Annotated in this window: 14 protein-coding genes and 3 pseudogenes; 4 read left to right on the top strand and 13 right to left on the bottom strand. The window is 39.2% G+C overall.

What is annotated here, in order from left to right; translation table 11 throughout:
- Nucleotides 1-191: 191 nt before the first annotated feature.
- The 4 genes and pseudogenes from BAU16_RS02000 to BAU16_RS02015 form a co-directional block, all read right to left on the bottom strand.
- Entirely contained in the window at nt 192-3,341 is a 3,150-nt protein-coding gene (locus tag BAU16_RS02000) for a type I restriction endonuclease subunit R (RefSeq protein ID WP_161526333.1), read from the bottom strand.
- A 13-nt stretch (nt 3,342-3,354) separates the two neighbouring features.
- Nucleotides 3,355-4,578 carry a restriction endonuclease subunit S gene (locus tag BAU16_RS02005; RefSeq protein WP_161526334.1) on the bottom strand — a complete coding sequence of 408 codons (1,224 nt, stop codon included), beginning with the start codon at nt 4,576-4,578 and terminating at the stop codon, nt 3,355-3,357.
- A complete protein-coding gene (locus tag BAU16_RS02010; protein ID WP_161526335.1) occupies nt 4,568-6,163 on the bottom strand; it encodes a type I restriction-modification system subunit M in 1,596 nt (531 codons plus the stop codon). Before BAU16_RS02010 ends, BAU16_RS02005 begins: the two co-directional genes overlap by 11 nt.
- A gap of 267 nt (nt 6,164-6,430) precedes the next feature.
- Nucleotides 6,431-7,620 (bottom strand): annotated as a pseudogene (locus BAU16_RS02015) (IS256 family transposase).
- 206 nt (nt 7,621-7,826) lie between these two features.
- Between BAU16_RS02015 and BAU16_RS02020 the strand changes: the two are divergent.
- Entirely contained in the window at nt 7,827-8,786 is a 960-nt protein-coding gene (locus BAU16_RS02020; RefSeq protein WP_161526336.1) for an IS30 family transposase, read from the top strand.
- Between the two features lie 147 nt (nt 8,787-8,933).
- On the opposite strand, the gene BAU16_RS02025 is transcribed toward BAU16_RS02020, so the two are convergent.
- The 3 genes from BAU16_RS02025 to BAU16_RS02035 are packed head-to-tail and all read right to left on the bottom strand — an operon-like array spanning nt 8,934 to nt 10,710.
- Nucleotides 8,934-9,311, bottom strand: coding sequence for a hypothetical protein (locus tag BAU16_RS02025; protein WP_161526337.1), 378 nt, complete (start codon nt 9,309-9,311; stop codon nt 8,934-8,936).
- Nucleotides 9,312-9,366: 55 nt separating this feature from the next.
- Nucleotides 9,367-10,062 carry a Fic family protein gene (locus tag BAU16_RS02030; protein ID WP_161526338.1) on the bottom strand — a complete coding sequence of 232 codons (696 nt, stop codon included), beginning with the start codon at nt 10,060-10,062 and terminating at the stop codon, nt 9,367-9,369.
- Nucleotides 10,063-10,110: 48 nt separating this feature from the next.
- Nucleotides 10,111-10,710: a tyrosine-type recombinase/integrase gene (locus tag BAU16_RS02035; protein ID WP_070415749.1), complete on the bottom strand. Its 600-nt coding sequence runs from the start codon at nt 10,708-10,710 to the stop codon at nt 10,111-10,113.
- Between the two features lie 517 nt (nt 10,711-11,227).
- Between BAU16_RS02035 and BAU16_RS02040 the strand changes: the two genes are divergently transcribed.
- Together BAU16_RS02040 and BAU16_RS02045 are read left to right on the top strand one after the other, a co-directional pair.
- Entirely contained in the window at nt 11,228-12,166 is a 939-nt protein-coding gene (locus BAU16_RS02040) for a 2-dehydropantoate 2-reductase (protein ID WP_002335374.1), read from the top strand.
- A 25-nt stretch (nt 12,167-12,191) separates the two neighbouring features.
- Nucleotides 12,192-13,229, top strand: a complete 1,038-nt coding sequence (locus BAU16_RS02045) for a PTS sugar transporter subunit IIC (RefSeq protein WP_002355369.1) — start codon at nt 12,192-12,194, stop codon at nt 13,227-13,229.
- Between the two features lie 304 nt (nt 13,230-13,533).
- Here the strand turns inward: BAU16_RS02045 and BAU16_RS02050 are convergent, their stop codons facing one another.
- The 4 genes and pseudogenes from BAU16_RS02050 to BAU16_RS02065 all read right to left on the bottom strand — a co-directional run.
- Complete coding sequence (locus tag BAU16_RS02050; RefSeq protein WP_161526339.1) at nt 13,534-14,712, bottom strand: IS256 family transposase; 1,179 nt, start codon at nt 14,710-14,712, stop codon at nt 13,534-13,536.
- A 120-nt stretch (nt 14,713-14,832) separates the two neighbouring features.
- Nucleotides 14,833-15,228 (bottom strand): DUF5301 domain-containing protein, encoded by a 396-nt coding sequence (locus BAU16_RS02055; protein WP_096711211.1) that lies wholly within the window; start codon nt 15,226-15,228, stop codon nt 14,833-14,835.
- 17 nt (nt 15,229-15,245) lie between these two features.
- Nucleotides 15,246-15,965 (bottom strand): DUF6973 domain-containing protein, encoded by a 720-nt coding sequence (locus tag BAU16_RS13520; protein ID WP_202621227.1) that lies wholly within the window; start codon nt 15,963-15,965, stop codon nt 15,246-15,248.
- 68 nt (nt 15,966-16,033) lie between these two features.
- A pseudogene (locus tag BAU16_RS02065) lies at nt 16,034-16,441 on the bottom strand (mannonate dehydratase); the annotation flags it as partial.
- 68 nt (nt 16,442-16,509) lie between these two features.
- Between BAU16_RS02065 and BAU16_RS02070 the strand changes: the two are divergent.
- A pseudogene (locus tag BAU16_RS02070) lies at nt 16,510-17,672 on the top strand (IS3 family transposase).
- A 424-nt stretch (nt 17,673-18,096) separates the two neighbouring features.
- On the opposite strand, the gene BAU16_RS02075 reads toward BAU16_RS02070, so the two are convergent.
- Together BAU16_RS02075 and BAU16_RS02080 are read right to left on the bottom strand one after the other, a co-directional pair.
- Nucleotides 18,097-19,239: a trans-sulfuration enzyme family protein gene (locus BAU16_RS02075; RefSeq protein ID WP_202621228.1), complete on the bottom strand. Its 1,143-nt coding sequence runs from the start codon at nt 19,237-19,239 to the stop codon at nt 18,097-18,099.
- Nucleotides 19,240-19,356: 117 nt separating this feature from the next.
- Entirely contained in the window at nt 19,357-22,209 is a 2,853-nt protein-coding gene (locus tag BAU16_RS02080; protein WP_161526341.1) for a glycoside hydrolase family 2 TIM barrel-domain containing protein, read from the bottom strand.
- Between the last annotated feature and the right edge of the window lie 27 nt (nt 22,210-22,236).

Consider the following 22,236-nt stretch of genomic DNA (forward strand, 5'->3'; position numbering starts at 1 on the left):
TTTTATTCTTTATTTAAAACTCTGCAACAGAACCGGTAAATGAATGAAAAAGATGGAAGAATCATTATTCAATAGCTTTCTTAAATACTCCGTTATAAAATGTGAACAAGTAAAAAGACATCTATCCCTATTTTCTACACTTCCACTTTACTACTATCTTTGAATCGTACAATTTTCTTAACTCTTCTCGTTTACCTCAATTCATTTTCAAGTGGAATCAACTCATCATCTAACATTTTACGCCATGCTCGCTTCATTTCTTGTGGGTATTTAAATGGTTTCGCTTCTGGATGTTTGGCTTTATATCCTTCGTAATCCTTACTGTTGATAATTGCTTTCATATTAGGAATTGGATCTTCACCTGGCATATATTGCAGATTAGAAGCATGTAATTCTTTCTCAGAAACAAACCACTCATTGGAAAAGGCATGAATCAAATTATCACTTGCTTGTGTAAAATAGCGACGTTTAATGACAAAGATATCTTCATTACTATCTAAAGTCCCCACATCAAATGCATTTAAAATTTGTCGGTAAACTTCTTTGACTCCTTCTGTTTTATTCAATTTAGCCAAAGCTTTTTCGATTTCTTCTCGTGCATCTGAACTATTCGCAGCATAAGTTCCTAGTAATTGATCAATATAAGTTGAATCAATATCATACAACTTAGTGGTATTTTCACTATAAAATTCGATCGTTGAAAAATCTTCTCCCTCTTTTTCTGGTTCTTCCTCTATTAATGAACCCTTCACGGTCTCGTACACACCAATTTGTTCTTCCAAAAGTTGAATTTGATTATTCAAAGTTGAAGATTGCACCATGTCATCATTGTAATCGTCATAAGTCACTAACGATTCATAAGCACGATTCAATTCTTGGAATGCTTTGACATATTCGATACGAGTTTCAAGAGGCGTATGTTCATCAATAGATTCCATGGATGAAACCTCTTTTAACTTACCATATGCTTGTTTGAATCTTTTTTTGGATTCCTGATAACTTGGATAAATCAAGCCCGATTCTTCTTTAGCTTCTGAATACAGTTTTGTCGCATCCTCGACATTCTTCTCCATTGTCGCTGGCTTTCGGAAAGTAACAATTAGTCCTTTTGTTTTTTCTGGATACGTACGGTTCGTACGTGAAAAAGCTTGGATCAATCCTGCATACTCTAGATTACGATCCACAAATAGGGTTTGAATCGTAGGGGCATCAAAACCTGTCAATAGACGATCCACTACGATCACTAAATCGATTTGTTTCCCAAATTGTTTGAATTCCGCTCTTTTTCGTGCCAAACGATTATTGATGTCTCCGTTATAACGCTCAATGTCTGCTAATGACCAGGCAGTATCATAATACTGATTATATTCCTCAATAATTTTTTGCATTTCTTCTTGTTGGGCACTTGAATCTCGGCTATTTTCTTCCAATGAATAGGTAATAGCGATCCTTGGGAAATCAGGATCCTCCATCGTTCGACCTTCACGAATGGGCTGATCGGGAAACTCTTTTGTTAACCATTCAGGCTCTTTTGTCATTTCTTTGATGGCCCGATAATACTTTTTGGCCATGTCAATGGAACTCGTGGTTAAGATTGCAGATTTCGTTGGACGGCCATTTCGAAAATCAAATTTTGTATAGGCATTATCTGGACGGAACATTTTATGAATGACTTTTTGGATATGTTCATCTGCTTCAAAAACAGCAGGGTCCAAATAACTTTCTTTTTTGACAGGCTCCATTTGATCGATCATACGATTGATCTGTTCTGATGAATACTCTGCATATGTTTCTACTTCTTTTAATTTCCGATAGATTTTATTCTCTAATGAAGTCGGCTCAACGGTGTTTTCATGCTCTACTTGAAATCCTAAGACAGAGCCATCTTCTAGTGCATTCTTGATGGTATAGGTGTGCAAGACTTCTCCATACTGATCATAGGTTGTACGTGCCAATTGCCCTTTGGCTTGTTTCCGATTCTCAGGAAAAATCGGCGTACCTGTAAAGCCAAACCAAGTGGATTTCGGAAACATTTTTTTGATTTCTTCCATATTTTCAGCACTTAACGCTCGATGACACTCATCTACTACAAACACGATATGTTGTCCCATTAATTTTTGGAAGCGATTGGTTCCTTTTTTCTCTTCTTGTTTCTTTGCATATTTCAACGCCGCATCTAGCTTTTGACGGGTTGTAATAATCACAACATTTGCATTGGCATCTGCCAACAGGGTTTCACTTAATTCTTTGGCACTTCCTGTTCCCACGATCAAGCTATTCGCTTTGGCGTTCCCAGAAGAAATCCCCGTATTAAATTCCGAAGCAAATTTCGTAAACTCTGTGGTGGTCTGATTATCTAAATCTTTGCGGTCCACTAACATGATCGTTCGATCGATCCCCGATTTTCGCGCTAAAAGCTTAGTAGATACAAAACTAGTCAACGTCTTTCCTGAACCAGTCGCATGCCACACATACCCTGATTGATGTTTATTTGCGGCAATAAACAAGGCTTGAATCGCATGTACTTGATAAGGATGTAACACCATGAGGGTTTTATTGTCTTGATCTTCACTGACAATCGTATAATCCGCAATCAAGCGATGAGCATCCGGAATATTTAGCACTTGTTTGCAAAACTCATATAAGTTTTCTACCTTTTTATTATCTTTCGTTCGCCAACTAAATAAAAACTTAGGATGCAAATCCTTCGGTAAGGCATTTGCAAAATAACGGGTCGTTTGTTCATTAGAAACCACAAACAACTGTAAGGTCGAAAAGATATTGTTCCGAAACATGCCTTCTTCAGCATATTTTTTGATTTGATTAAACGCCTGATAAAAACCATCTTTTGCAGTTACTTGTTTCAACTCGATTTGGATAATCGGTAAGCCATTGATCAATAAGGTGACGTCAAAACGTCGATCCCGCGCTTCTATGTTACTTCCACGTTTTGCAATTTGATGGACCACTTCATAGGTAGAGATTCCTCCACCAATATCTTGATTCGAATAAAGGATAAGTGAGGCAGAACCTAATTGCGGATCTTCCCGTTCAATCGTGATCCGAGCCATCCCATTTTCACCTTTTAACCATTTTGCAGCATCAAATGGGGTTTTCGTTCGCAGCAGTAATTCGGTTTTGATCGTTTCAAATTCTTTATCAGTCAAAGAAGAATCATTCAGTTCTGCTTGATTATTTGAGATAATTTTTTGGCGTAAATTGACCCAAAGATCTTCTTCTGATTTTAGATCCGGACGATACGTCCACTGATTATGCCCTTCTCCAAGTACACGAATCAACTGTTCTTCGACTTCCGCTTCCTCACGATGACTAATTTTCATTTTTCTTCCCTCCCTAAACAAACATCTTTTGCAAGAAGCCTTTTTTCGTTTCTTTTAGTAAATCTAATTCATGCTGGTGAAGGGCAATCGTGTCATCTAGCTGCTTGAAGAAGGAACCAATTTTTTGTTGTTCTGAATAGTTTGTTATAAAGAATTTAACCTTAGAAAGATCTTTCCCATACATATGAGTGATAGTTGTACCAACAGTGATAGGGAATAATTTTTGTCTTTGTGAATTAATTTGATAACTCATAAAAATAGATAAAACACGAGTGTCCTGTTTGGGTCTGGCAATTATTATATCTCCACCAAGCTTAACGTTATTTAACATAATCGCATTGGCTTGTGCCGTACCATTAGGAACCGTAGAACTTCCTGGAAATAGCAAATCATTATCTTTTGATAACACCCCGTCATCATCAGAACTTAGATATACTTCACTAATTACTTCTGAATATTTTGTGTAAAGATGTCCGTAAGCAATAGCTGGATCATCCTTAGAATAAGTAAAACTATTTAAAGGTAACCCCTTACCTTTACTAAAATCATAAATTGAACCTAACTTCCGCTCTTCCCAATCTTTCGTAAATCCAGGAAACCGAATTTCTGGTACTTTTGCTCCGTTTTTAGGGAACATTTTTTGTAAGAATCCTTTTTTCGTTTCCTTCAGCAAATCTAGCTTACGTTGATGAAGGGTGATAGTATTGTCGAGTTGTTTAAAGAAAGCACCGATTTTTTGTTGTTCATCTAAAGTTTTAGAAATTGAAACGTCTAAAGCCAGTAAGTTTTCTGGTTTGACTGACTGTCTTTTTGTTACAGTACCTTCCTCATATTGCAAAGCTCTTTGTTTGAAGCTATAACTAGTTACAATTAGTTCTATGAACGCTGGTACTTGGTTCGTTTCAAAAGTTACATAAATTGGTGAAATGACGCCTAATCCATACTTATTTCTATCAATTGCTCCATATTTTAAATTAGAGGGATTATACACAATATCATTATATTTAGTTAATAGATACATTTTTGTATTAGCGTCTTTTGTTAAAAAATCTCGATTATTTGTTTTGCGCTCACTCCGGTCTATTACACCTTGACCAGCTGCAAATGCAAGTAGAGGAATTTCTTTACTAATTTTAGATCTAATTTTACGTTCCGATAACATATCCCCTAACTTACGCAGTTCCCAATCATCCGCAAATCCTGGGAAACGAATTTCTGGTCGTGTATCATTGCTCATGTTTGAACACCTCCAGCGCACCTTGCAACCACGCTTCATTTTCAGGTGTTGTTTGCAGGGAAGAGATAGCTTCTAAAAGTTCTTTTTCTAGCACTTGCTGTTCTTGTCGTATCTTCTTGATGTCATTTCCGACATGAACCATATCAATTGGTTCTTCTTCTTCAAACGTATCTACATAGCGTGGGATATTTAAGTTATAGTCATTTTCTTTGATTTCATCAAAGGTTGCCAAATGAGCGTATTTCTCGACATCTTTTCTTTCAGCGTAGGTTTCGAGGATTTTTTGAATGTTTTCTTCCGATAATTTATTCTGATTTTTTCCTTTGACAAATTCTCGACTAGCGTCAATGAATAATACATCTCGAGTTTGGCGGTTCTTTTTCAATACAATCACCGTCGTTGGAATCGACGTACCAAAGAACAAGTTCGCAGGCATACCAATCACGGCGTAAATACTGCCATCTTCTAATAATTTTTGACGAATGCCCCCTTCTGCAGCGCCACGGAATAAAACTCCGTGTGGCAAGACGATGGCCATGGTCCCTGTTTCCTTCAAATGATAGAAACCATGAAGAAGAAACGCAAAATCTGCTTTGGATTTTGGCGCTAATTTCCCATAACGATTAAATCGAGAATCATCTAAGAAGGTCGCATCTGCTGACCAGTTAGCCGAATAAGGTGGATTCATTACTACTGCATCAAATGTGTAAGGTTCATCTGTTGGCCAGTCCTTATTCAACGTATCCCCATTGCGGAGATTCATTTCTTCGGCATCTACCCCATGTAAAATCAAGTTCATTTTTGCTAGATTGTATGTCGTTGTATTTAATTCTTGCCCATGATATTTAACGTTATCTTGGTGAGTTAAGTAGTTACGTACGTTTAACATCAATGAACCTGAACCCATCGTTGGATCAAAAACACTAAAGAATCGTCGTTCTTTTTGGTCCAACGTCACAATTTGTGCCATCATATCAGAAACCATATGAGGCGTGTAAAATTCTCCGGCTTTCTTCCCTGCTTCTGAAGCAAATTGACTGATCAGAAATTCATACGCATCCCCGATCACGTCCCCATCGTGACCTAAAACTTCCACATCATTCAATTTCTTAATGACTTCGGTAATCGTCACGTTTCGTTGTTGCTCATCTGTTCCTAGTTTTTTTGATTGGAGATCCACATCATCAAATAACCCATTAAATTGATTGTAGGTAGATGCCAATTGCACAAAGGCTTTATTTAGATCGTTCAATTGGAACGTTGCTTGTTTTGCTTGATCCGCTAAGACGTTGAAAAGATACTCTGGCGCAATCGCATACCCCAAAATATCAACGATTGTGGCAATCAGGTCTTCTTTTGATTCTTCATCTGAAAGTAATTCACGATACAACATCGTTTGTTTGCTTACCGTATCATATTCCTCTAAGGATTCATCTGCTAAAAGAACCACTTGTTCCAACAATCGGTCGGATAAATATTTATAGAAAATCAGCCCCAATAAATAATTTTTATATTCTGACGCATCCATTTTACTACGGAGATTATCTGCCGCACTAAATAATTTTTGATTTAATTCTGCACCCAAAAAGATACACTCCTATCTTTTATTTAAATTGCTATATACCCTCTTATTTTAGCATACTCCCTTTTAGAAAAAGAAAAAAACTTATTCTTGCTAATAAACCACGTGAGAGGAGACTAACGTTGCTTGACATAACTTAAACTAGATCGTTAATTTGTTTATATTTCTACATAGTTATCTTTAGAACCATTCAGATACATATGAAACAATTACATATGAGGGAGCGTCAATAATTTTGTGTAAATGGTTCTTCCCTACTGCAGATTGTTTCTAATTCTCCATCGGGTGACTCAGCATTTGTTCGAGCTCGCCTTCGGCCTGTTGGAAACCTTTATGACTGCGACCTAGGAATTTTTGGTTGTAAGTATCAAAAGACGAGACTAAGAAACGTTCCATCGACTCTTCATTTTGGAACTGTTCCTTGCGGTGGCTGTATTTCTTGATTTGCTTATTAAAGGATTCAATCAAGTTCGTAGAGTAAATACTCTTGCGTATGGCTAATGGGAAATCATAGAAAGTGAGCAGGTAATCGTTCGAAAGAATCGATTCCACCATTTTTGGATAGCTGATTTTCCATTTTTCCGCAAAAGCACCACGTTCTTCCAATGCCGCCTTTTTAGATGACGCTTGATACACCATTTTAAAATCATCACAGACTTCCTTACGATCATCGACACGCACTTTGTGACTGATATTACGGGAAACGTGCACACAGCAATGTTGAAAACGGGCTTTGGGGTAGAACCGCTGCACGGCCCCTGCCATCCCCTTTAAGCCATCCGTGATGAAAAGGAGGACGTTTTTCACGCCACGTTCCTGGAGGTCTATTAAAATCTCTTCCCAAATCGTGATAGATTCAGTTGGTGCAATCGCATAGCTCAACACTTCCTTTGAACCGTCCGGGCGAATGCCAACTGCGATATGAATGGCTTCCTTGGCGACGGTTTTCCGCTTTAAAGGGATATAGGTTGCGTCCATATAAATAGCGGCATAACGGTCATGAAGCTCACGTTCCTTAAATGAAGTGACTTCTTCCGTAAATGATTTAGTCATATTGGACATGGTTTGGGGCGTGTAGTGATGCCCATACATTTTCTCAATCAAGTCTGCGATTTCCGACATGGTAATACCTTTTCGGAAGAGGTGAATGACGGTCTCCTCTAAGGTATCATTCGTCCGTCTATAAGCAAGAACAGTCTGTTGCTTGAACTCGCGTTGCGGTCGCGCGGAATCTGGAGATGAAGTTCCCCGTACTCGGTCTTGACCGTACGGTCATAGGAGCCTTTACGAGAATTACCCGTCTTAAAACCAATGCGATGGTACTTTTCGTAATCGAGGAAAGCCGTTAACTCCGTTTTGAGAAGCGTATTGACAGCTTTTTCCAAATGGACACGGAATAATTCATTCAAATCGCCTTTGTTCGCTAGAGTCTTTAGAATTTTTGTAGTAAAATCGTTCATATGGAAGTCCTCTTTTCTGTGAATGTGTTGTGGTAACTCTATTCTACAGAAGGGACTTCCTTTTTTCTATTTACACAAAATATTTTACACTCTCACATATGATTTTTTCCATCGTCGATTGTAAAATTAAGCTAGACAAATAAATAAGCCATTCGTGGTACACTCAAAATGTAATTCCGCCAAAGAATACATAGGAGTGATCACGAATGACCTACACCCATCTTAACACGGATGAACTGGTGATGATAGAAGCTTATTACCATCAAAACATCGCAGTTACGACAATATCCGGCCGGTTAAAACGTTCCAGAATGACGATTTACAATGTCATCAACTTTTTGAAAGAAGGCCATACGGCCTTGGAATATTACCAACAATACAAGCAAAACAAGCAGCGTTGCGGAAGGCGCAAGGTTGTCCTGCCCGTGGAACAACAGGTCTACATCACTGAAAAAGTCGCACAGGGATGGACGCCCGATGTCATCATCGGTCGGAAAGAAATGCCGATTGCTTGTTCCATGCGGACGCTTTATCGTCGCTTCAAGGAAAAGATGTTTGATGAAACAACCTTGCCCGTGAAGGGAAACAGAAAACCAACCGGCCATCAGGAACGTCGGGGAAAACAGGCCTTCAAGCGGAATATCGCTGAAAGGGAGACCGATTATCCGGCATTCAAGGAAGAATTTGGCCATATCGAAGGCGATACCATTGTGGGCGTTCACCACAAGAGTGCCGTCATTACATTGGTCGAACGCCTCTCCAAAGTCATTATCACCTTGAAGCCCGATGGGCGGAAGGCAAGTGACATCGAGCATACGATGAACAAGTGGTTTGAAGCGATTCCCAGGCATTTATTCAAATCCATTACGTTTGATTGTGGAAAAGAATTCTCTAATTGGAAAGCGTTATGTAACCAACATGACATCGCAATCTATTTCGCCGATCCCGGAACGCCTTCACAGCGGGCACTGAATGAGAACTCCAATGGCTTGCTGCGAAAAGACGGGTTGCCGAAAGAAATGGACTTCAATCAAGTGGACCAAGCCTTTATCTCTTCAGTTGCGAACCAGCTAAACAAGATTCCGCGGAAATCCTTAGATTACCAGACGCCACTAGAAATGTTTTTGAGTTACCTAGACGAATCTACTTTGTCTAGCTTAAGTTGATCTTGTATGATTGATTGATCCAAAGAAAGAAAATCAGCATACCTGGCATTGTTGCTTTTCAAATAATTCTTAGTTCAAACAAATTAGTGCCTAATTTTTTTACCCATTTTAAACGTTATGCTATAACATGAAATTCGTTTCTTTAATTTACTGGTATTCAGAAAAAAAGTCGTCAATGCAAGTTACGATATAATCATTCAAATCATTAGCTGGTGTCAGAGTCTGAATTCCCATGTAACATCGTTCACCAGTAGAATAACTTTCTTCTACACTACCTAAATGTATAATGATAGCATTGGTTTCAGATATAATATCAACGATTTTATCATATTCATCCTCAGGGTTTCTAGATTCAACAGTTACTTCAAACGATATTAAATTATTATATTTAGGATCTATATTAATTGTAGTAGTGGCATTCTTATCCATTTTTGATATCTCAAATCGTAACAAGTTTACTATTGATTCTTCCACAGTTACATTATATATAGCATATCCAAAATAATTTATTGACATTAATGACATTACATACTCTCCTTTATATTGGCTTATTGTAATTCAGTAACTGTTCTATTGTTTACTATAAATAACGAATACCATAAATACATTCTTCATACATAAATGATAAAATTTTTGATTCATCACTAGATTGGTTGCTATTATAATACATAGATAGCAGTTCATTAAATTTTGCAAATACCCTTTCAGGAACGGATAACAATCCCAAGCCGTGGCTAAACATGATTTTATTAGCAGTTAACAATGCTGTTCGCTTATTGCCATCCCAAAATATTTGATTTTTCGAAATGAATAGAAACAGTCGCAATGCCTTTTCTGTCTCTGATATCTCTTGATTCATTATTTCGTCATATTGATTCTTTACCTCATCTTCAGTTAACATTGGTGGCACATATCTTCCTTGAATAGTCGATACTTCAACTCCGCCGGTTCTTATTTCACCAGGAAAAAGGGCATCTTCCGCTGCAACGATCCGATTAATCCGCTTACTAGTCTCTAGCAGGGGCTCTTGTACGTCGTTTAACAGCATTTCAAAGCCTCTTTTTAAGTTAACGACGGTCAGGACATCATTTACAGCCACATTATTAGCTCGATTATACTTTATAATCTCTTCTGTTTGTAATAGCGTTGTATTTAACCCTTCAAATTTTCCCGCATTATAAACCAGTTCCACAATGTTTTTCTTCAATAAATACACAGACTCTTTGCGAGATAAGTGGTATTTATCAGGAAATTTCGGACGCTTTTCTTCGTTCATCTTCTCACCTCTTGAATTTTTTCTTCTATTATATAGGGCATTATTCTGTCATAGATCCAAACTCTTTACTGCGGTATCTTTATCTTCCTGGGTGATCCCAATATAGCGTAAGGTCTCCCGCTGCGAAGAATGGTTGAGCAGCGACTGAATGATCTCTGTTTTGGTCCCTTGCTTGTACAAAAAATAGCCGAAGGTCTTGCGCATCGAATGGGGACCAATTTCTTTCAACCCAACCGCTGTTCCTGCTTCATGAATGATCCGCCAAAGGCTTTGTCGGGTCAAAGGCGTATCTGCTCCTTTTCGACTTGGAAACAAATATTTGCTGAAGTCATGTACTTGCAGCTGCTCAGGAAATTCTGATTGGACATAATCGAGAATCACTTTTCGTAATTTGTTTGAAATGAAGACCGAATTATGTTTGGCCGTTTTTTGTTCCTTCATGGCCAGACGTTCTTTGACAATCACCCGCCCACGGGAAATTTCTAACACATCACTTAATTTCAACTGCCTTAAATCGGAGATTCGATACGCTGTATTGATCCCGATCGAAAAAAGCACCAAATTTCGTTGCCCATATTTTCCGGAAGCCAAAATTGCCTTCATGGCATCGATCTTTTTTTTGTCGCGAATCGGTTCCACGCTCTTCATTTTTAGTCCCCTCTCAAATGTTACTTAATATGATTATAACAGATAATAAGTCACATTTAAACAAGCTATAGAAAAAAGGCTCTAAAAGAAAAGTGATTTCCTCTTAGAGCCTCTAAGGATGGAGCGGTTTTAACGAATGTGACAGAATCCGATTGTGTCACATTGGACTTTTGATATTTTCGGTAAGATTTGATTATCTCAGAACATTAATATTGCCCCTTTAAAAAATTTTGTCAGTACTTTTAAGTTATTCTATTCTGAAAATTCAAAATTTTCAGTCTATATAATTAACTTATATTCTGTTTTACCAAATGATAAGCTTTAAAAAGTATTCAGAATTTAGTCATGTTATGGATCCAATAAAGTAGATATGGAATATTTATTTTCTCTTGTCTAATTTATAAGAACTAAATGATTTCATCATTGTTTTGACACTTGAAGTTTCCGAATGAAAACTCTATAATGAGAAATGTGAAAATGTTCACTTATTATAAATTAAGTTTGGAGGCTTTTATTTATGAAAATTGCAATTGCAGGGGCCGGCGCGATGGGTTCCCGGTTCGGACTGATGTTGAAACAAGGTGGTAACGATGTTTTGCTAATCGACGGCTGGCAGGAGCATATCAATGCCATCAAAGAAAACGGATTGAAGGCTAATTATAATGGCGAAGAAATTACTGTTAAAGTCCCAATTGTTAATCAGAATGAGGTGCCCACTGGTGAGCAATTTGATTTGATTATCTTATTCACGAAGGCAATGCAGTTGGAAAAAATGCTGCAGGATGTTAAACCATTAATTGCTGATCACACAGAAGTTTTGTGTCTTTTAAACGGTATCGGTCATGAAGACGTAATCGAAAAATTCGTACCGATGGAAAAAATCTTTATCGGCAACACCATGTGGACTGCTGGTCTAGAAGGTCCCGGCAAGGCTAAATTATTTGGCAGCGGGTCTGTTGAATTGCAAAATCTAGGTATTGGCCAAGAAGAATCAGCGAAAAAATTGGCGGAAACTTTGTCCGCGTCTGGTTTAAATGCCAAATATTCCGACAACATTCATTATTCAATTTATCGTAAAGCTTGTGTCAATGGTACGATGAATGGCTTATGCACGATTTTAGACGTCAATATGGCGGGGCTTGGTGCAACCAAACCTGCTCATGACATGGTAGTGACTATTGTTAACGAATTTGCAGCTGTTGCTGCCAAAGAAAACGTCAACTTAGACATTCCCGAAGTAATCGAACATGTAGAAACTTGTTTTGACCCGACTACGATTGGTATGCATTTCCCATCGATGCACCAAGACTTGATAAAAAATAACCGTTTGACCGAGATTGACTACATCAACGGAGCCATTTCTCGTAAAGGTAAAAAATATGGCGTAGTAACTCCTTACTGTGATTTCTTAACGCAACTGGTTCATAGTAAAGAAGAAATTCTAGGAGCGAAATAGTAATCATTAGAAAGAGGACGAGAAAATGGAAGAAAAATTAACTCCAAAAATATTTTTAAATAAAGTATTAGCGGGTACCGCAACGGGGATCATCGTAGGGTTGATTCCTAACGCGGTATTGGCAGCAATTTTGAAATTATTTGGTGAAAATACCTTAGCAGTAACGATCACACAAATGGCAGTTATTTTCCAACTAGCTACTCCACTATTGATTGGCGCTTTGATTGCGGTGCAGTTTGGCTTCAAACCAATGCAAATGTTAGTAGTTGCCGGTGCAGCTTTCGTTGGCTCCGGTGTTGTGAAATTCAATCCTGACACAGCTACTTATATCGGTGCTGGTACCGGAGACATCATCAATACCATGATTACTGCATCAATCGCTGTCGGCATGATCTTGTTGATCGGCGAAAAATTTGGGTCCGTGGCAATTGTTGCAACACCAATCGTTGTTGGTATCGGCGCTGGTCTAATCGGCTATTATTTATATCCTTACGTAACCAAGATTACTGCCGCTATCGGTGACTTAATTAATACCTTTACTACTTTGCAACCAATTTTGATGTCAATCTTGATTGCATGTTCCTTTGCTTTCTTGATTATCTCGCCGATCTCTACAGTTGCCATTGGTATGGCAATTCAATTGAACGGTGTTTCTGCTGGTGCAGCCGCTATGGGTGTTGCCGCAACAACAGTTGTCTTGGTAGTTAACTCTTGGAAAGTCAACAAACCAGGGGTTACTTTGGCCATCGCATTGGGTGCTATGAAAATGATGATGCCAAACTTGTTTAGGAAACCAATTATCTTGGTGCCATGTCTATTCACCGCTATCATCTCAGCAATTCCAGTAGCGTTATTCTCAGTCTCAGGGACTCCTGCTTCTGCTGGTTTCGGTTTGGTAGGGTTGGTAGGTCCGTTGGCTTCATTGGACGCCGGTTTGAGTATTATTCTACTATTAATCAGCTGGTTTGTTGTACCAATCGTAGCTGCTTTCGTAGGTCAAATCTTATTTGAAAAAATCTTGAAATTGTATGATCGTAAAGATGTTTTCGAATTTTTAGGATAGTCAACTAGAAAAAGTGTGAGCCTTGTGCTCACGCTTTTTTGTGCAATTGAAGTTGGTGAATCTCAGCGAAAAGAGAAAGGTACCTTAAATAGTGTGTTTCTGGTCAATAGCACAATGAAATATCTAAATACATTATGAACTGCTTTTCGTTTTATGAAGAGCAGTTTGTGCTATTTGAGAAATTGCTCAATTTAATCATTAAGTAGTTTCATCAATGGTGACTATGCTACTGCAATTCTTGTTGTACCAACCGGGAGCGTCAATAATTTTGTGTAAATAACTCGTCCTTCTGCAAAATAATGGGTTACTCAGTAAACATTGAAGCTAATGTATCCGTCACTTGTTGGAAGCCTTTATGGCTTCTATTTAAGAATTTTTGATTGTATGTATCAAAGATGGATACTAGGAAACGCTCTAGTGATTCTTCATTTTGAAACTGCTCTTTTCTGCGGCTGTATTTCTTGATTTGTTTATTGAAAGATTCGATTAAATTAGTTGAGTAAATGCTTCGGCGGATACCAGGCGGAAACTCATAAAAAGTCAATAAATCTTGATTTTTTATCAGTGACTGCGTCACTTTAGGATAAGTTTTCTGCCACTTCTCAATCATACTCCCTAAAAAGGTATTTGCCTCTTCCTTTGAGCTAGCTTGATAAACAGCCTTAAAATCATCACAGATTTCTTTTCGATCTTTGACACGTACTTTATGAGCAATATTACGGGAAACGTGAACACAGCAATGTTGGTATTTAGCTTTAGGATAAATCTGGTGAATCGTATCTTTCATGCCTTTTAAGCCATCCGCGATGAAAAGGAGGACGTTTTTCACGCCACGTTCCTGGAGGTCTATTAAAATCTCTTCCCAAATCGTGATAGATTCAATTGGTGCAATCGCATAGCTCAACACTTCCTTTGAACCGTCCGGGCGAATGCCAACTGCGATATGAATGGCTTCCTTGGCGACGGTTTTCCGCTTTAAAGGGATATAGGTTGCGTCCATATAAATAGCGGCATAACGGTCATGAAGCTCACGTTCCTTAAATGAAGTGACTTCTTCCGTAAATGATTTAGTCATATTGGACATGGTTTGGGGCGTGTAGTGATGCCCATACATTTTCTCAATCAAGTCTGCGATTTCCGACATGGTAATACCTTTTCGGAAGAGGTGAATGACGGTCTCCTCTAACGTATCATTCGTCCGTCTATAAGCAGGAACAGTCTGTTGCTTGAACTCGCCGTTGCGGTCGCGCGGGATCTGGAGATGAAGTTCCCCGTACTCGGTCTTGACCGTACGGTCATAGGAGCCGTTACGAGAATTACCCGTGTTAAAACCAATGCGATCGTACTTTTCGTAATCGAGGAAAGCCGTTAACTCCGTTTTGAGAAGCGTATTGACAGCTTTTTCCAAATGGACACGGAATAATTCATTCAAATCGCCTTTGTTCGCTAGAGTCTTTAGAATTTCTGTAGTAAAATCGTTCATATGGAAGTCCTCTTTTCTGTGAATGTGTTGTGGTAACTCTATTCTACAGAAGGGACTTCCTTTTTTCTATTTACACAAAATATTTTACGCTATCGCTGACTCTGCCCCATATTCTAATACTTAATTGTCTACAATTTGTTCAATTCTTGTCATTAGTTCACTATTACTACGATAAATACCGTCGTATGGTCGCTCGATATAGACTTTTCCATTTTCTTCGAAGACATATAGCGTGTCCTCACTATCCTTGGTATCGAGAATTTTAAGTGTGTAGTATTTATTTACACTTGGCTGATCTGTATTACTTGATGAAAAAGTCTTCTTAGCTTCCCTGATCTTTTTTAAGATGCTTTCAGCGTCTTGCTGTGATAATTTCTTACCTCCCGGTTCAACAACTACATTTTGAACCTCTTGACTTTTGGCTATCTCTAATTGAGGTCTGCTAAAATAAAAATACGAAGCACCTGCAATTACGACAACAATCACTGAAGCAAAGATCCATACTCTTTTTTTCATACTTCAGCCCCTTTAATCTAGAATTTTGAACTAACTAGTTTATTATTTTTAATAACTTTTCCTTTTCCTGCCTTGATTTCACTATAAATTTTGTCGGCCATATTTTTAACGTTAATTCCAGGATTAGTCGAACCATAATTCTTTCCTATTGTCCTACCTAGTTGATTATTGTGTAGATCCATCTGTTTATCAATCCCCGACGAATAGGCTTCGTGAGCATCTGTCCAAACTTTAGCACGACTTGCACCTATACGTTGGGTCAAATTTCCATTCCACATAGCATGTCGAAATGCATCAGAGGCATCTTGAAACCCATTTCTACCAAACTTTGTTTTTGTATAATTTATAGCCACTTGTGAAGATCCATAAAATTGTGTAGCTTCAAAAGGATGATTTTTAGCCAGGGCTACTTCCTTAGCATTCAATCCACCATATGCTGTTGGTGGAAGATATGTTGACCTCAATCGGAGCAAATTTGAAATCATGTAATTTGCGACTAACGCATCCAATTCCTCTAGCGATAACTCTGAAAAATTAGGTAACGCTTCTACATATTCGCCTGCCCGTATAAAATCATTCTCGTGAAATCCTTCCACTAATTCAGAAAATCGATTTTCATCGACCGCATTAAGACTGTTACCATTCTCCTCAGCATAAGATACAGGACTATTGGTAGCTAAACCGAGTACCATTGTAAAAGCAGTAAACAACACAATTATTCCATTTCTTTTTGTCATCATACTATCACCCTTTTTCTTTGACGAGAGAAACACACAGTTACTATTTGCGACATGCAAGATGGCTAACCAGGTCGTCCGGTTTCTCCCCAAATCATTCGCCCATGATCTGGTCTAATGTACCCATTAAAGCCATTTTGATACATTGCATGCAAAACTTCATACATATCTAAGGAACCTTCTGTTGATAAGTGTGGCGCTTCATAGAAATCTTTATCATTACCTAAATATTTAATATTTCTAACATGAGCAAAAGGGATTCTATCACGTTTACAAAATTCTGCTAAAATTTCATATACGTTATTAGCTGGATCCTCGCCAATTGATCCAGTGCAAAGTGTGATTCCATTTGAAGGACTATCCACAATATTACAAATCCAATCTAAATCATCGCGATTTTTTACTATGCGTGGCAACTTAAAGATTGAGTAGGGAGGATCATCGGGATGAATAGCCATTTTTATCCCAACTGAATCGGCTACACTAGACTAGACAGAAAAAATAAGGTGTGTAGAATAATAAAAAACACATTGGAGGATTTTTCATGTCAAGACGTCAACGAAGAACTTATTCAAAAGAATTCAAACAACAAGTAGTCGCTCTCTACCTTTCAGGCAAATCACGTACCGAAATCATCCGAGACTATGACCTCACGCCTTCTGTCTTTGGTAAATGGGTCAAACAAGCACAGTCAACAGGCTCGTTCAAAGAAAAAGACAACTTGACGCCAGAACAAGCTGAACTAATCGTACTCCGGAAGAAAAACAAGCAACTTGAAATGGAGAACGATATTTTAAAGCAAGCGGCGCTGATATTCGGACGAAAAGACAAGTAATCGATGCCAATAAGCATAAGTACTCGATATCAGCGATGTGTAAAATCTTACAGATTTCTCGTCAAACCTACTATTATCAAGCACGACCAATCGAAAATGAAGCCGAGTTAGAAGCAATCGTACAAGAGGAATTTATCCATAACCGAAAGGCCTATGGTACACGAAAACTGAAGGAATGCTTAGCCAATCGCGGCTATAGAATCAGTCGACGCAGAATCGGGCGGATTATGAAACAACGCGGGTTAATCTCCACTTATACGCTCGCTCAGTTTCATCCTCATCCGACGACTTGTAATGAAGCGCAAACAGCCAATGTATTGGATCGGACATTTACACAAGAAAAGCCATTAGAAGCGATTGTCACAGACCTTACCTATGTTCGTGTAGGGAAAAACTGGCATTATATCTGTTTGATTCTTGATTTATTTAATCGAAAGATTATTGGTTATTCGTGCGGGGAGAAGAAAGATGCCGCATTGGTAAAAGAAGCCTTTAGGCGGATTCCTTATCCTTTGACGAAGGTCAACCTGTTTCACACCGATCGTGGGAAGGAATTTGATAACCAAGCCATTGACGAGATTCTGGAAGGGTTTGATATCACGCGCTCGCTGAGTAAAAAGGGTTGTCCGTATGATAATGGCGTTGCGGAATCAACGTAAAAATCGGTGAAGGTAGAATTTGTGCAGCAATACCAATTTGAGACATTGGCACAACTGCGCCTAGAATTATTTGATTATGTGCATTGGTGGAACTATCTGCGATTGCATGGCACATTAGGCTATGAGACACCGATTCAATTTCGCCAACAGAGATTGGCGGAGCACATCCTTGACAATGAGCTCGGATCTGATACCTCTGGGAAGGCAGCGTAATCGGATAATTCTGCTTCTGCCGGAGAGACTCAGGTCCGAAGAGGCTCATTGTCAAAGGCAATCGGAGCCATAACACCAAGGGATTCACAACACCTTATAATTTTTGTCAAAAAGAGTGTTGCCATTCCATAGTATTTACTCAACTTTATTTTTCTATCTTGCTTCACTTCGTTGTAGACTTTTTCAAGTAAGGATTTTAATGTCCGGACATACTCTTTCACTTCTTCAATATTTTTAGCTGTAATTATAGATATTGTAACTGAATAGAATACCCAGAAATTATTTAATAACGAAAAAAGGTAAATGCCGAAGTACTTCCCTTAATTGATTTAACTAAAACAACATCATCTAACTTATAGCCTCAAAAAAAACAAGTCCGCATAATCAGCTTAGCAATTTATAAAAATTAGTGATTATTTGTTTATCAATCTGTGACTATCGCCGCTTTCTTTAAGGCTTGATCCAAATCACTCAATAAGGTTTCTAGATTTTCCAAGCCAACGTGTAAGCGAAAGAGTCCTTGAGGTACCCCCGGCAGTTCTTTTCCCACCGTCGCATTAGCAATCAAGCTTTCAAATCCGCCCCAACTAACTCCGTATTGAAAATTCTGAAGTGCATTTAAAAAGACCATTTGCTGCTGTTGGGATCCTTTGACAATCAAGCTAACCAAACCATTGAAGCCACTCATCTGTTTCTTTGCTAACTCATGGTCAGGGTGACTGGCCAAACCTGGATAAAAGACCTGTTCCACTATGGCGTGATTCTCCAAAAATTGGGCAACTTTCAGGGCATTTTCCTGATGCTTTTCAATCCGTAGCTGCAAAGTTCGCATTCCCCGCAGAACCAACCAGGCTTGATGGGGATCCATCGACGCACCAAACAAGGCTCTTTCTCCCTCAATCATTGGAGTCAGCAACTCTTTGCTACCCACCAAGACGCCACCCATAACATCGCTATGACCTCCCAGATATTTGGAAGCGGTATGAGCAACAAGATCAATGCCAAAATCAATGGGATTTTGCTGCAAAGGAGTTGCATAAGTATTATCGATCATGGTATAGATTTGATGCTTTTGGGCAATGGTCGCGATTTCTCTTAGATCTTGTAGCCGATAAACATACGATGAAGGACTTTCCAAGTAGATCAAACAGGTATCTGGTAAGATTGCCGCCTCAAGCTCTTCTAGTGAATTTCCCGTTAAAAAAGTCGTCATTACGCCGAATTTTTTCAAATAGTCTCCTAAGAAAGCTCGGGTTGGACCATAGGCCGTTTCGATACAGATGACATGGGCCTTTTCACCGAGACAGCTCATGATTCCAGCTGAGATTGCTGCCATGCCTGTGGCAAAACACAGAGCCTGTTCCCCATGCTCCAAGGCAGCCATCTTTTCTTCCACCACGGCCACTGTTGGATTGCTGATACGAGAATAGATATATTCATCGGTGGTCACATCATTTGAATCCGTGGGCTGAACAAATAAAGTTGATTGGAAGATGGGTGGGATCACCGCCCCCATGAATTTTCCATAATCATCCCCTAAGTGGGCTAAAATATCCTCTTTCTTCATCATGCCTGCTCCTTCACATAAATAAAATAATGTAGCTGATTACCACTGCTTACTGCCATTTTAACAAAAGAAGGCGGGCAAGACTCATAAAATTTTTCCCACACTCTTTTAGCTAATTTAGCTAAGTTTAAAAGTCCCCTTGAAATCTTCACTATGGGCCTTATATCGTTCTTGTGGCTCTTGACCACAGGCATTACTACCTAGTCCGCGAACCTTGGTATCCACTCGTAGGACTTGACCCAACTCAGGTAAGTTAACCAGCTCTTTGTAGCGACCATTGACAGTGGCATCATAAGGGATTACGTTGAAGTTGAAACCACTTCCCTCAATCTTAAGGGTTGACTGGTCCTTTAAAGCAACTTTAACTTCTTTGACATTGGTACGATTGCCAGCATCCTGAGGTACGATATAAGAGAAGGCCCACTCTTCACCTTTAAGCTGATAGTTACCAAAATATACAGCCTGTTGACTGTCAGGATAAGACTCTCCTGGACCATTCCCCAACCAAGAAACCTCTGTAACTTGGGCTTTTAATGGTAACTCCCAACCAATCCGAGGAACCTCTGATGGATAATCGCCAGCAAACCATCCTTTGTAGTCAATATGACAACCACTGCCGTCAATCTGAATTTTTTGCTGAAGTTTGAGAGACCAGCCCACCACCGGTGGTGTCAGTGTTTGTTTGATAATCACAAAAGCACAATCTTTCTCTGCAGTCATCTGTATGCTGTCACAATAGCTATAAAGTTCATTAAGGTAAGCTTTATCCCATTGTGGTTGTACAAACATATCGTTGCTAATACGTTTGCGACCTAATGACAGGTTCATTTCTCTCTGTAAAAGCGCTTGGCCTTCTTTTGAGAACTGGCTGATATTGCCCGTCTGTTTATTGATGACCACTTCAAAATCCTCAGTCGTGAAAATCAACTGACTGTCATTCTCTGATTTTTGAAGAGTCTTTGTTACTGTTTCAAACTTTTGCAATACTAACTGATCCTGGACAAAGATACTACCGGCAGAAAAGACGCCATCTGCTTGGTTACAGATCAAGGAGACATTTAGATAGCCCTGGCTGTCAGCTATAAGTGGTAAGGTAACTAATTGCAAACTTTGGGGTTCAACGTCCGGCAAAGCTAACGTTTGTAACGGCGTGGTAGTACCGGTTTCGTCGACAGTCTGCCAATGCAAGGTGAAGTTTTTCAAACTACGGAATTTATAGCGGTTATCGATAACTAACTGTGTTCCTGCCAAGTAAAATTTAATTGGTTGAATAACCTTTGCAAATTCTAGCACCCCAGGTGATGGCATGCCATCTGGCAAGACTAGCCCATCAATAATAAAATCACCATCATGGACCGTTTCCTCAAACTGACCTCCATATTTATAAATCGTCTGACCATCTTCAATTACCTTGATCCCATGGTCTTTCCATTCCCATATAAAGCCCCCCTGAACACTCGGAAAATTCTCAAAGACTTCTTGGTACTCCAGTAAACTGCCAGGGCCATTCCCCATAGCATGACCATATTCGCACAAGACATGAGATGGTTGGGTTTTATTTTGAACCGCTCGTTTTTTAAGGTCGTCTATACTGGTATACATCGTACTATAAAAATCGGTAACGGTAACTTGTCGATCCCCTTCGTAATGTAACAATCGCTGTGGATCGATGGCCCGCATCGCATCAGCCATGGCGACAAAATTGTCCCCAAACCAGCTTTCATTTCCTAAAGACCAGATGATGACAGATGGATGATTAAAATCACGATGGACCAAGCGCTGCCCTCGGCGAATAAATTCTGAGCGCCAAAAAGGATCAACTGCTGGACAATCTTTTTCGGAAAAACCATGGGTTTCGATATCGCACTCGTCAATCACCAAGAAGCCTAGTTCGTCACAAAGATCGTAGAAATACGGGATATCTGGATAGTGAGAAGTCCGAATGGCATTGATATGGAACTTTTTGATTGCAATTAATTCTTGGTAGATTTCATTTCTGGTCATAGCCCGACCATTTTCTGGACTGAACTCATGACGATTGACACCATTGAATAAGATTAGCTCACCATTTAAGCAGATTCGATTGTCGATTAATGCGACACTTCGCAGACCAAAACGGACTGCCGTATAAACCTCATCAGCAACTTTTATTACTAGCGTGTATAAATTAGGGACTTCATCAGACCAAAGTTTTGGTTGATTGATTGTAACATGATTAACTGAGCACCGGTCAAAGCTACCAACCAGCACTTCTGTGCCATCAAAAAAGATTTGATAAGCCAGTGGATAATCCTGCTCTATATCAGTTAATGCAACATCGATTCCCCAAGTTCCTTTTTTCTGGTTTGGCGTGACTTTGACATCAAACAAATCAGCCTCTTCCAAAATCGTGACATCACGGGGAATTCCCGCCAGCCACCACATATCCTGATCTTCCAAATAACTGCCAACGGACCATTTTGAGACTTTCATAGCAATCTGATTTTCACCGACTTGCAGAGATCTTGTGATATCAAATTCGCTCATTAAGCGGCTACCTTGGCTCTTACCTAAATAGCGACCGTTGATCCAGACTTCAAAGACTGACTCTACCCCGTCAAAGCGTAGAGTCTGTTTTCCGAGTCCTTCCTCATAGGTAAATTCACGGTAATACAACCCAGTCGGATTTTCATCGATTACATGAGGGACATTCAGGGGAAAAGGATAATTAAAGTTGGTATAAATCGGTTTGCCAAAACCAACCATTTCCCAATTGGCCGGTACTTCTATCTGTTGCCAAGAAAGTTCTTGATAGCGTCCTTCGTAAAAGGCGCTAGGTATCTCACTAGGACTATTTAAAAAGAGAAACTGCCAGGTCCCGTTTAAAGATTTGTGCCAAGGTGACTGGGTCTCGTCATATCTTAATGCTTGTTCTTGACTACGATAGTAGTTTATTCTGCTTCGATATGGTAAAATATTTTCAACAAACATATTGCACGTCCTTTAATCAATAGTAAT

Source organism: Enterococcus sp. JM9B (assembly GCF_009933265.1).
In the GTDB taxonomy this organism is placed as follows: domain Bacteria; phylum Bacillota; class Bacilli; order Lactobacillales; family Enterococcaceae; genus Enterococcus_C; species Enterococcus_C songbeiensis.

Coding starts and splice junctions, on each gene's coding strand:
- BAU16_RS02030 (WP_161526338.1), bottom strand. CDS start 10,062: ATGAACGAAGAAAAGCGTCCGAAATTTCCTGATAAATACCACTTATCT.
- BAU16_RS02055 (WP_096711211.1), bottom strand. CDS start 15,228: ATGAAAAAAAGAGTATGGATCTTTGCTTCAGTGATTGTTGTCGTAATT.
- BAU16_RS02005 (WP_161526334.1), bottom strand. CDS start 4,578: ATGAGCAATGATACACGACCAGAAATTCGTTTCCCAGGATTTGCGGAT.
- BAU16_RS02000 (WP_161526333.1), bottom strand. CDS start 3,341: ATGAAAATTAGTCATCGTGAGGAAGCGGAAGTCGAAGAACAGTTGATT.
- BAU16_RS02025 (WP_161526337.1), bottom strand. CDS start 9,311: ATGTCATTAATGTCAATAAATTATTTTGGATATGCTATATATAATGTA.
- BAU16_RS02040 (WP_002335374.1), top strand. CDS start 11,228: ATGAAAATTGCAATTGCAGGGGCCGGCGCGATGGGTTCCCGGTTCGGA.
- BAU16_RS02050 (WP_161526339.1), bottom strand. CDS start 14,712: ATGAACGATTTTACTACAGAAATTCTAAAGACTCTAGCGAACAAAGGC.
- BAU16_RS02035 (WP_070415749.1), bottom strand. CDS start 10,710: ATGAAGAGCGTGGAACCGATTCGCGACAAAAAAAAGATCGATGCCATG.
- BAU16_RS13520 (WP_202621227.1), bottom strand. CDS start 15,965: ATGACAAAAAGAAATGGAATAATTGTGTTGTTTACTGCTTTTACAATG.
- BAU16_RS02020 (WP_161526336.1), top strand. CDS start 7,827: ATGACCTACACCCATCTTAACACGGATGAACTGGTGATGATAGAAGCT.
- BAU16_RS02075 (WP_202621228.1), bottom strand. CDS start 19,239: ATGAAGAAAGAGGATATTTTAGCCCACTTAGGGGATGATTATGGAAAA.
- BAU16_RS02080 (WP_161526341.1), bottom strand. CDS start 22,209: ATGTTTGTTGAAAATATTTTACCATATCGAAGCAGAATAAACTACTAT.
- BAU16_RS02045 (WP_002355369.1), top strand. CDS start 12,192: ATGGAAGAAAAATTAACTCCAAAAATATTTTTAAATAAAGTATTAGCG.